Raw genomic sequence first — 11,503 nt, forward strand, 5'->3', positions numbered from 1 at the left:
TCTCGGCAGTGACCGAAATCCCTGCCGGACGGCAGGCGCTGACGATCGCGATCGAGCGTGGTGCGGTCGGCGCAGAACAGGCCACCAAATCCGGGGTGAGAAGCCTGCCGGAGGCAGGCCTAGGGCAGACGCGCGAGGACCTCGCGCTCGCAGCTGGTAGTAAAGCACTCGCCGCGGCCGGGATCGAAGGTTCCGACGTCGGTCTCGTCATCTATTCCTGGACTCTCGACACCAATACGGACTGGAAGATCGCCCAGCGGCTATCCCGTCAGCTAGGTGCCACCCATGCCGTGGCAGTCGGGCTGCGCCAGTTATGCAACGGTGGGGCGGCCGGTCTTCATTTTGCCGCGGCACAGCTGCTCACCGAGCCACGACTGCGACACGCACTCGTGCTGACCGCCGACGCACTAGGTCCTGACGCTGGCCGGTTCTGGCTCATGGACGAAGTGGGTGCAGCCATGGGTGACGCCGGTACCGGGCTTCTACTATCCCGGGGCGGAGGTGCGCTCGCGGTGCTATCGATCGCGTCGGCTGCGAGGTCAGATCAGGAAGCCTGGCTCCCACAGAATGATCGGGTTCCTGAAATTTCTGCCGGAGGCGACGAGAGCCAGAGTGTTTCTGCGGTGATATTCGTGCGGCGCCACGGCGTTCGCGCCGCAGTCGATGCCGCACTCGTCGACGCCGACCTAGATCCGCGCGATCCGGACGTGGCTGTCGTGGCGCTCCCCCGGCTGGCCAACGACGTAACGGGGGCCCTCACTGACGGCATGGTGCGCGGGCGTAGGCCGCGTCGAATCGTCCATCTGGCCGAGGAAGGTCATCTCTTCGCCGGGGATCTCACCGCGAACGTGGAGCACTTGTTGCAGCACGAAATGCTCGCGCCTGGTGAGAGGGCACTCATCATCAACATAGGAGCGGGGTTCACCGTGACCTGCGTCGTTGTACAAGCGCCGGGCGCACCCGGGGGCGGAAAGGAAGGAACGTGAACACACTTGTGGAAGTGCTCGACGCACTTGCCTACAGCGACCAACGCGTGGTCTTTCCTGAAACCGGAGAGGTGCTCCCCCACCGCGAACTGCCCGGCTTGGCTCGATCGTTCGGGCGCGTGCTCGCAAACGCCGGGGCTGGACCCGGCGACGTCGTAGGAATCCTCGTGCCGACATCCTCCGACTGGTTGCCCGTCTTCTTCGGGGTAGTCGTCACGGGAGCGGCCGCTTCCGCGCTGCCATTGACGCCATTGGTGTTCGATCCCTCCGTAGCGGCGGCGCCACTGTGCCCGCTCGTTGAAGCGGCCCAGATGCGATATGTAGTCGCAGCTGGACCTGGGCTCGCGGTGGCCGAAGCGCTGGTCGCGCTCTGTCCAGGCCTCACCATCGTCAACGCCGACGGAGCACGCCAAGCAGAGCCGTCGGCCGATCAACGGCCGCCAGTGAGCGCCACTGATTTAGCCGTTGTGCAATTCACGTCTGGTAGCACAGCTCGTCCGAAAGGGGTCGTGCTCAAGCACGGCACCGCCGTTGCTGGTATCTCCGCCATCAACACTCACATCCGCACCACGAGCACCGACGTTCTCGTTCAGTGGCTGCCGCTATTTCACGACATGGGCCTCGTAGCATTGCTCTGCTCCCTCCTCACCCCGAACGATGCCCATCTATTCAGCGCGCTCGCGTTCCTCCGAGACCCGAGCTCCGTGCTGAGGCACATCGCGTCGGTCGACGGTTCAATCGTCACCGGCCCAAACTTCTCCTACGACATGTTCGCGACCGCGGCCGCTCAGATGGACGAGATCTCATTTCGCGCTTGGCGGCTCGCGCTGAACGGCGCCGAGACAGTCCGCGCGCAGACCGTGACCGACTTCAACCGCGAGCTCGGAGCGCGCGGGGTCCCAGCGTCCACGATGTATCCCTGTTTCGGGATGGCCGAGGCGACCTTAGCTGTGACGCTCCCTCGACTGGGTGCCGAACCCCGCGGCGTAAACGTCGATCGCGATGCATTGGAGGTCGGACAACTCGTCACCTACGTCGAGGCCAGCTCATCTCACGCCCGTCAACTGATAAGCCTCGGTGTGCCTGTACCCGGGATTGAGCTGATGATTTCGAACGGTTCGCCGTTGGCCGAAGGCCAGCTCGGCGAGGTGTGTATCCGGGGCGCGTCGGTCTTCGATGGATACCTGAACGACGCGTCGGCGACGGCGGAGGCACTGCGCGACGGCTGGCTGCACTCCGGTGACATCGGCTTCCTGAACGGCGGCGAACTGTTTATCGCCGGACGCAGCAAGGAGGTGATCATCGTGCAAGGCCGCAACTTCTTCCCAGATGACGTCGAGGAGGCCGTCCGCGGTCTGGACGGCATTTATCGAGGTCATTGTCTGGCCGTTGCTCGTACCAATGAAGAGAGCATCGTCGTGGTCGCAGAGTCAGCCGTCCACGCAGATTTGGAGAGCCGCGCGGAGTTGACCAAAGCAATCAGAGGGGCCGCGTCCCGTGCGGTCGGCCTGTCGTCCCTACAGGTCATCCTCGTCCCGCCAAGATCGCTCCCCCGAACCACCAGCGGAAAGTGGCAGCGCGCGCGCGTCCGCGACCTAGTTGACGCGTATTTCGCCTGAGAGGCCGGAGGGGAACATGTCTGAAAATGACTCAAGTTCGGAAGTGGCTGATGCGTTGCGTACAGCCTTCGCCGAGTTGCTGCAGTGCGATCCGATAGAGGTTGATCTCGGGACTCACATCATGGAACTTCCCGGGATGGACTCGATGAAGTTGGTCAAGGCCGTCGTCGCGTGCGAGAAGCGCTGGCAGATTGCGTTGGACGAAGACGAGCTGTTCGAGGTACGGACCGGGGAGGATCTGTGCTTCCTGATCGAGGCCACGATTTCGGGAGAATGAGGCTCACCGTCGGCCCTTCCCAGTTGGCCGCCGAGGAGACTTTTCGAGAACTGCGTGAGCGCGGATCAGTTCTTCCGGTGACCCTTCCGGAGGGCTTGCAGGCCTGGGTCGTCACTCGGCATGCTGAGGGTCGCCAGGTCCTGCGCGATCCGCGATTCGTTAAGGACCTGCCTGCGCTCACTCGCGACGGGCAAGGTTTTCAAGGACATCGGTACGCCGAAGATGTTGTCGTCACCGAAGGCCGACACATGCTGAACAGCGACGGAGCCGATCACATCCGACTTCGCGCTGTAGTGGCACCTCTGTTCACTCCGCATGCTGTCGCCGATCGAGGTGCGGAGATCGCAGACATTGCGGTCGGATTGACAGACCGGCTGACCAAGGGGCCGACTGCAGACTTGATGCAAAGCTACGCTCAACCGTTACCAGAGCAGGTATTGTCCCGAATAATCGGATTCTCCGACGAGATAGGAGAACACGCGGCGGTACTAAGTCGCCAGCTCGGGCGGCGCGCCAATCCTACTGAGCCCGCCATGCGGCGAGCCTACAGTGACATGGTCGACCTGGTTAAGGTCGCGAGTCGCGACCCCGCGCCCGACGACACAGTCATTGCGGCATTGCAGACTGCAGTTGCCGCACGTGTCGTGAATCGTCGAGAGGCGGTCGCGACCATAATGATGCTTCTCGCGGCCGGCATAGCGACCACGGCTGTTGCCATTGGTACCGGGATCGCGCGCTTAATGTGGTCGGGCGCTGTGCTGCGGAGCATGCTGGCCTCCGAGCAGACAGCAAGTCTTCTGGTAGAAGAGCTGCTGCGGCACCATCCACCGGCTCCATTCTCTCCGTGGCGGTTCACTCGGGCAGCGGTCGAGGTCGACGGCACTGTTATCCCGGCCAATTCGGTCGTGTTCGTCTTGTTAGCTGCCGCGAATCGCGACCCAGCCGTCTTTGCCGATCCGGACGAGCTGCGGCCAGGACGGTCAACATCCGGGCATCTATCGTTCGGACAGGGTCCGCACTACTGCATCGGAGCGCACCTCGCCCGACATGAAGTCACCATCGCCTTGCAGATGCTGTTCGATCGACTCCCCCACGTGCGCCCGGCCGTGCCGTACACGGACATCGCCTGGCGCGGATTGCTCTTCGACCGGACCATGAATGCCTTTCCGGTACTGACCGGTGCCGCATCAACGCCAGCCGACGAGCACGTCAAGGCGTCGTGGGATTCGTTGCCGCCGCGTACGCCGAGCTAGCCGAACGCGGCGGGCTCCTCGGAGCGAGAACGCAGCGCGAGACCCGCAAGTGCACCGATCAGAGAAACTACGGCGCACAGGTCATAGACGAGGTGAAAGCCGTCCAATAAGTTGTGCCGGTTGGCGGCGAGAACAGTAGCGACAATTGCCACGCCGACCGCGCCGCCGAGCTGACGGGCAGTCAAGTTCAGGCCTAGCCCCGAAGCAAAGTCCAGCGGAGACACCGCACTCGCCGCGGCAACCGAAATAGCGGTGATGGCGAGGCCGATGCCGAGGCCTCCAAGAACCATGGCCGGGACCCACGTTTCCCAGAGTTGCCTCTCCAGGCCAAGAGCGCTCGAGCCCATCCAGATGTTGGACAGACAAAGCATCCCCATACCCACGGATGCGAATACAAACGTAGTTTCTTCGGTAACTCTTCGCCCGGCTACCGTTGCCGAAACTATCGACGCGAGCGTTGCCGCCGAAAGTGCACCGGCCGACTCCCAGATCGAGTAGTTCCAAATCAGTGCGAGAAACAACGGCGCAGCCAGCCCACCGAGGAAGAGAGCAGTTCCGAATAGAAATGAAGCAACGTTCGCTTTAGCAAAGGTTCGGCTGCGCCAGAGACCGGTTGGTATCGCAGGGTTTGATCGGGTCGACGACCGGATGAGAGCTATTGCTACCAGGGCGATGCCGGCGGCCATCGCCGCAGCGGTTCGCCAACTGATCCACGCCCAGGTCGAGCCCTCAGTAAGGCCTGCGACAACGAGTCCAATGCCGCCGGCAAAGCACAGAACGCCGAGTGGGTCCGGCCATACGGCTCGCTGGGCCGGACGATGCATCGGGACCACACGCACGCTCGTGATAGCAATGACAACCACGAGGGGCACGTTGACGAAAAAGACCGACCGCCAGCCCCATCCAGCGATCAGGGCGCCGCCGATGACAGGTCCAAGCGCCGCCGACAGTCCAGCGACCGCCGACCAGAGTCCGATCGCGGCGGGGATCCGCTGGATGGGGGTCGCGGCAAGCGTGATGGCCAGTGCAGCCGGGATCATGAAGGCTGCCGCCATCCCTTGAACAACCCGAGCGCTGATCAACAAACCTATCGAATTTGAAGCGCCACAGAGCGCTGACGTCACGCCGAAGACAAGCACCGAGGACACGAAGACCTGGCCTCGACCAAGCGTATCCGCAAGCCGACCAGCTGGGCATAACAGCGCGGCAAAGGTCACGGCGTATCCGCTAATGACCCAAGTCAATGTCGTGACGGAAGCACCAGGGAACGCTAGCGAAATGCGTGGTAACGCGATATTCGCGACGGAAATGTCCAGAGTCGCGATGAACGTGGCGGCACAGGCAATGAACAGAACGAAGCCGGCTCGTACCTGCGTCGACGTGGCAGCAGCGTTCTCGTCACCGCCAGGAGGCGGAGATTGTCGCATTGGTCCCTGGTCGACGGATCTGGCAACAGTCGCATCGCGGGTATCAGGACGGTCGCCATTGTGAAACGGTGCATCCTCTTGCGACATCGATACATCCTCGAATTTGTCCGGTACGCCTTTTATGCGGTTATCATGAACATTCACTCGTGCGTCGTCGGCCACTGCTTCAAACGTGACATAGTTCAATCCATCCAGAACTTGGACATCCAATGCATGTCGAAACATTTCAGGCGGCTACAACCTGAGTGCAGGTAAGCACCCACGGTAGTCAGTTGTCGAATTCCGGCTCGGTATTCAATCATGCAGACGATGGTTAGTCTTCGCGCGACATCTAAGGTCTAATCTAGACACGGCGCGTGGTCATGGTCAACAGTTCGGTTAAAACAATCCGATGAGTCGTCAATACTGCCGATCGTCGCGATCGTCCATTCCTCGAGCGGACCCGCACCACGACAACACCGACGAGCATCGTCACTCGAGGACACATGTCACTGGTACGCCGACCAACCTCGATCCGTCGCACTGAGGCCGAGTTGGTCAACTGCTCGGTGTGATGGTCTTCGACTGTTGGGCTGCCGCGAGCGTGCAGGGTTGAATTGCCGGTCTGCCGGCAGATTCGGATCCTTCGGGTGTTGCGGTGATGGTGGTCGTTCAGCCGCGCCAGTGCGCGGCGCGTAGTCCGGCGAACGCGGCGGCGAGGTTCCGCAGGCCGGTCGCCTTGCCGCAGCGGATGCAGCACTGGCGTCACAGACATGGGCCGACCACAGAGCCCAATCCAGTCGCCGACGCGTCCCCGCCCAAGCGGAGACATCGCCAAGCCGACCGGATTGGGCTGAGGTGCGCTTGGCTACGTTCCGCCCTGCGCTGAATCAAAACTACGGGCGGTGGGACCTTCGAACGCGCTTAGGTACCACGTAGCCGGTGGCCCCGGGTTGTTCCCATCGGATGAGACGATAAGACCGCCTTGGCTATTGTCGGTGAGAAAGCCACCCCACGCAGAGACGAACTGCACGCCATACACCGGCGTAAAATTCTGAGCGTCCGCGAGGGGGTCTCCAGCCCATGAGACACACGGCGCTGTCGCCACACGTCTCGCCTCGCCCATCCCTCCGAACGCCGTTAAGCAGGCGCCGGTGGCAGCGTTCTTGATCAATACGGCCGCCGAATAGGGGGCCGCCAACCCGTTGTCTTCGTTGAGACCGGTAGGGGGTGACACAAACCCCCATTCCTGAGTACTCGACCCGGTGCACGGGGCGAGAAATACGCTGGAATCGGGGCCGGTGTCGATACAGGCCCCGGTAGTCACCACGCTAATAGTTGAGAATCCATCAGCGTGCGCTGCCCCGGCCCGGGCGAGTAATGTCGCGCCGAGAGCGACGGCGACGAGAACTGCAGCTACGGCTTTCACCCGAAACGACAGGCCACCCCTCGGGCGTCGTGCAAGTAGTGCGTGCATTGCAACCTCCATTGTTGATTGATAGGACGGACACGCAGAAATCACGCACATAGCTACCTGGTGGGTTCACGTGACCGTCCACGGAATTCGGTGTCCTGGGCCAGGAGCCCACATACCGAACGACGCACTTCGACACGCCGGATCGGCATTATTGACGGACTCGGATCCGCTACGCCGAGAACGGCGCCCCTTCGCGGTGCTCGGCGTCATTCCCTGGTTAATAGACCAGACGGATCGGCTCGGACAAGTGCGGCACTGCCTACTGTGGCGGTTGAGTCTGCCCAAGCGGGAGAAGGGGTTCGACGTTCCCTGACTCGTCAACGAGCACCTGCTTCAGTCGGTCGCTCGCCACTTCTACACCGGGAACGTTCCACGTTGCTGCACCACTTAGCGGTGAGTCGTCGTTCCTTGGGACTGCGATCAGACCGCACTGGCTGTTGTCCGTGAGGAATCCATCTGTCTCCGAAAAGAAGTGGACGCCGGACGACGGGATCCATCCCTGGTGAAAATCAAGGTCGGTGATGTCCGGACTGTCGTCGCATGGGTCCATGGTCATACTCTCGACTTCGTTCGTATTACCAACCGTTGTTAGGCATGCTCCTGAGGCGGTGTTCACAAGTAGTGTGAACGCTGGCCGGTTGGCTGCGGTCACAAACTGCCAATTCTGAGCGTTCGAGCCATTGCACGGGGCGAGATACACATTGGAGTCTGGATCGGCCTGAATACATGCTCCCGTGGTAACGACACTGATCGTCGAGATTCCGTCGGCGCGAGCGGCGTCAGCGCGGTGACCAGAACCGCCACCCCAAGCGTGAGAGTGACGAGCACGGTCGCCAGAGCCTTCGTTCTGAACGACAGACCACCTAATGGCCGTCTGAGAAAGATTCCAGTCATCTATGCCTCCAAGAATTGCCAAGCGACTCCACCTCCTCCTCACGGGCGATACCCTCCAATCGGTTCACGTCGCCGCACACCCTCGCCATCAACTCTCCTTCGTCCCGCGCTGATGGACTCAGTTCTGTTGACTAACGCCGACGGTTCCAGCGTGCGGAATGTCGCTGGGTTTGAGCGTCGCCAGGTCGGTAACGGTAGGCGAAGGTGTCTCGCGCATTCGCTTTGCATGGCGCGTAACTGCTTCATCGAGGACCTGGCGGGCATAGCGACCATTGCCGAAGGTAGCCGTTCGGTCGGTGCCTTCAAAGTGAGCCCGAAGTGCGCTGATAGTGGGGCCGTCGCACTCGTACCCGGCGGCTGACGCGTGCTGGTTCACGATCGTTACTAGTTCATCGGTGCTGTAGTTGCCGAATTGAATGCGGTGGGAGAAGCGGGACTCAAGCCCTTGGTTTGCCGAAAGGAATCGGTCCATGTCCTCTTCGTATCCGGCGGCGATCACTACGACTTCGTCGCGGTGATCCTCCATGAGTTTGACGAGGGTCTCGATCGCTTCGCGACCGAAGTCTCCGCCGTTACCTGTCGATGACGCGAGGGCGTAGGCCTCGTCGATGAACAACACACCGCCTCGAGCCCGGTCGAATGCCTCGGTTGTGCGTTGCGCAGTCTGGCCGATGTAGGAGGCAACGAGGTCTGATCGTCCGACCTCGACAACTTGACCACGTTGCAATACGCCCATCGCGGCGAGGAGTCGCCCGTAAAGGCGAGCGATTGTGGTCTTTCCGGTCCCTGGCGGTCCGGCGAAGATCAAGTGCCTGGAGACCGCTGGCGCTGGCAGTCCGGCCGCTTCTCGTTGCCGCGCTGAGGCGAGCAGGTCGGCCATTCCTTCGACTTCGTGTTTGACGTTGTGAAGCCCGACCATGGCATGCAGCTCGGTCAGCAGCGAGTCGACCTGATCCTTGTCGGCGACGCCAGCGCCGGCGCCGATGCTCCCGCTGGGCAGGGCTCCGATGTCTTCGGGTAGCAGGCGGGTCATGGCCACAGTCGTCAACTCCGGCTCGTCTGCCAGTCGATAGGCCTGATTTCCCAGCATCTCTTCGAACGCCATTCTGGCGCTGCGGCCGTTGCCGAAGGCGGCGTCGCGGGGTAATCGTTCGAAGTAGGAGAGGAGTGCGTTTCGCGTCTCGTACTCCAGACGGTAGTCATGGCTCTGGCAGAGCCCCTCGACTATTGCGACGAGCTCGGCAGGGTTGTAGTCAGCGAACTCGATGGTGCGCGAGAACCGCGACGCGAGGCCGGGGTTGGTCGCGAGGAATGATCGCATTTCATGGGTATATCCGGCAACGATGACCACCAGCTCGTCGCGGTGGTCCTCCATTAGCTTGACCAGAGTGTCAACGGCCTCCCGCCCGAAGTCCGGTCCGCTGCCTCCGGTTGCGGAGAGTGCGTAGGCCTCGTCAATGAACAACACACCTCCAAGTGCCTCTCTAACCCGCTCTGTGGTTTTCAATGCCGTTCCGCCGACGACGCTCGCGACGAGATCACCGCGGCCGGTCTCGATCAGCTGCCCACCTTCTATCACGCCGAGCTCGGCAAGGATTCGCCCGTAGAGTCTTGCCACAGTTGTTTTCCCGGTTCCAGGGTTGCCGGTGAATACGATGTGGCGACTCAGCGGGGGCATCGGCAACCCGGCGCGGGAGCGCTGCTCAGCCATGAGATGCAGACGGACAAGCGTGGCGACCTGGCGTTTCACTTCGTCGAGGCCGACCAACGCGTCGAGTTGGCTCAGCAACGACTTCAGCTCAAGGCTGCCGGCTGTGAGAGGGGCGGTCGATGCGACCACTCTCGCATCCGGGTTGGCGTTGACCGGTGATGTTCCGTCGTTTGATGTTGGCGGTTGCAGTGTGTCGTGCGGCGGAGGTGACCGGCGCAGAGTAGACGTCTGCTTCTCGGTGATGCCGCGGAGTTCGGTCACCATCAGCTGTTGTCCAGTCGAGGTCACCCGCAGTCCGAGGCCCGGATTGTCATCAAGGTGGCAACGCGCGATCTTCAGCGGCGCATCCGTCTCGACGAGGACCGCCTCGTTGCGTGCCTTGCTGACCCTTGTGTCAGTCATACCTCCGGTACTCCCCGGTCGCCAGGCGATGCCAGTCGCGAAGCTCTCCACGGACGCGCCGTCGAGCTCGGCTGAAGCCCCGGGCCCGACTTCGATACCGACATCGCCGCTACCGGACATCTCGCAGCTACGCATCCGCCCGCTCGCGGAATTCAGTACAACCGCTCGTCCGTGCTGCACTCGGACAACACCATCGATGATCTCGACGTCGCCACCGTCGGTGACGGTCACTCCGGTGTCGCTGCAGTCGCTGACAACGAGCTCGACAAGCGACGCAGACGTTCCGGTGCCGTCGATCGTCACTCCGGTAGCTGAGGCGGCGATCTGTATTTGACGCAGGCGTGGGCGGGCCCCCGAACTGATCTGTATTGCACTCTCATGGCAATCACGCAGCTGGAGATCCGACAGCGTTGGGGTTGCGTTCTCCTCGACGACGACACCGACTGTCACGTCGGAGATCAAGGCCGAGGTGAACGTGGTGGTCGAACGGCCAGCGATCGAGATGCCAACGTCAACCCGACCGGAGATCTGCACATCACTCACCCGCCCACCCGCGCCGTCGAGCACCTGGATGCCGTAGCCGCCACAATCGCGCGCGGTGAAGCCTTCAATATCGGCATCTCCGGCGCCGAGTAACACCATCGCCTGGCCCTCGGCTTCGACCACGGTGCAGTCGATTATGTTCGGGTGCGCTCCCGATGCCACGAGAAATCCCGCGCCCTGTGCCTCGCGGATCTCGACACCACGCAGAGTCGTACTCGCATCGCGTTCGATGGCTATCGCGGGGTTTCCCGCACCCGTGACGACACAGTCGGTCACCTCTCCGCGGCCACCGTCGGCGGCTAGAATCGCGCTTCCGTCGAGCTGGCTGAAATGACAGCGATCAAACGTGGGGTTGGCGCCGTTGCCGATCACCACTGCAGAAGTGGCAATCCGCTCGAACCGGCACTGCACGAAGTCGCCTAGAGCTCCATCGGAGGTGATCACCCCCGCGTTCACGGAGTTGCTAATGATGCACTGCGACGCGATTATCGTCGCGTCACCGTAGCACCACACCGCCGCCGCTGAGGCTGCCTCAATGATGCACTCGTCCAGGCGCAGCTTCCCGCCCCCCACCTCGACCGCAACCGACTCGGTACCGTCGTGCACAATCACCAAACCGGAGAGTCGAGCAGCTTCACCGCTTAGCCGCACGGTTGGACTACCGCTGCAGATGATCCGTACCTGACCCGCAGCGCCAGCCGCCGATACCGTTACATCTCGATCAAGTACAAGTGATTCACGGTACGTTCCCGGCTGAACTGACACGACGTCACCGGCCGCCGCTGAAGCCAGCGCGTCACCGATCGTACGGAAGCAGTCCGCGCCATCGGAGGCGACCGTGTGGACAGTGCGACTGCGCGTTGCGGCGTTTGCCATAGCAGGACTCCTAGAGATTCTCAGTTGGTGGCCTACTCGCCGGTCCTACGGCCATGGCC

The 11,503-nt window shown here is 62.1% G+C and carries 7 protein-coding genes; 4 read left to right on the top strand and 3 right to left on the bottom strand.

Annotated elements, in window-relative coordinates; genetic code table 11:
* The first annotated feature begins 8 nt into the window (after window positions 1-8).
* From CPH63_RS20880 to CPH63_RS20895, 4 genes are read left to right on the top strand one after another with little or no spacing between them, the layout of a single operon-like run.
* Window positions 9-986 (top strand): hypothetical protein, encoded by a 978-nt coding sequence (locus tag CPH63_RS20880; protein WP_206745600.1) that lies wholly within the window; start codon window positions 9-11, stop codon window positions 984-986.
* Window positions 983-2,605: an AMP-binding protein gene (locus CPH63_RS20885; RefSeq protein ID WP_157749702.1), complete on the top strand. Its 1,623-nt coding sequence runs from the start codon at window positions 983-985 to the stop codon at window positions 2,603-2,605. The genes CPH63_RS20880 and CPH63_RS20885 overlap by 4 nt, the downstream gene beginning before the upstream one ends.
* Before the next feature lie 16 nt (window positions 2,606-2,621).
* Complete coding sequence (locus tag CPH63_RS20890) at window positions 2,622-2,882, top strand: acyl carrier protein (protein WP_096304662.1); 261 nt, start codon at window positions 2,622-2,624, stop codon at window positions 2,880-2,882.
* Window positions 2,879-4,135 carry a cytochrome P450 gene (locus CPH63_RS20895; RefSeq protein ID WP_096304663.1) on the top strand — a complete coding sequence of 419 codons (1,257 nt, stop codon included), beginning with the start codon at window positions 2,879-2,881 and terminating at the stop codon, window positions 4,133-4,135. The genes CPH63_RS20890 and CPH63_RS20895 overlap by 4 nt, the downstream gene beginning before the upstream one ends.
* Here the strand turns inward: CPH63_RS20895 and CPH63_RS20900 are convergent.
* From CPH63_RS20900 to CPH63_RS20905, 3 genes are all read right to left on the bottom strand, one after another.
* Window positions 4,132-5,787: an MFS transporter gene (locus CPH63_RS20900; RefSeq protein WP_096304664.1), complete on the bottom strand. Its 1,656-nt coding sequence runs from the start codon at window positions 5,785-5,787 to the stop codon at window positions 4,132-4,134. The genes CPH63_RS20895 and CPH63_RS20900 overlap by 4 nt on opposite strands.
* Window positions 5,788-7,277: 1,490 nt before the next feature.
* Window positions 7,278-7,955 carry a ricin-type beta-trefoil lectin domain protein gene (locus tag CPH63_RS23845; RefSeq protein WP_371363652.1) on the bottom strand — a complete coding sequence of 226 codons (678 nt, stop codon included), beginning with the start codon at window positions 7,953-7,955 and terminating at the stop codon, window positions 7,278-7,280.
* 75 nt (window positions 7,956-8,030) lie between these two features.
* The gene (locus CPH63_RS20905) at window positions 8,031-11,180 is read right to left on the bottom strand and encodes a right-handed parallel beta-helix repeat-containing protein (RefSeq protein ID WP_197704480.1); all 3,150 of its coding nucleotides are present in this window, start codon (window positions 11,178-11,180) and stop codon (window positions 8,031-8,033) included.
* Window positions 11,181-11,503 lie beyond the last annotated feature (323 nt).

It is taken from the genome of Jatrophihabitans sp. GAS493, assembly GCF_900230215.1.
Taxonomy (GTDB): domain Bacteria; phylum Actinomycetota; class Actinomycetes; order Mycobacteriales; family Jatrophihabitantaceae; genus MT45.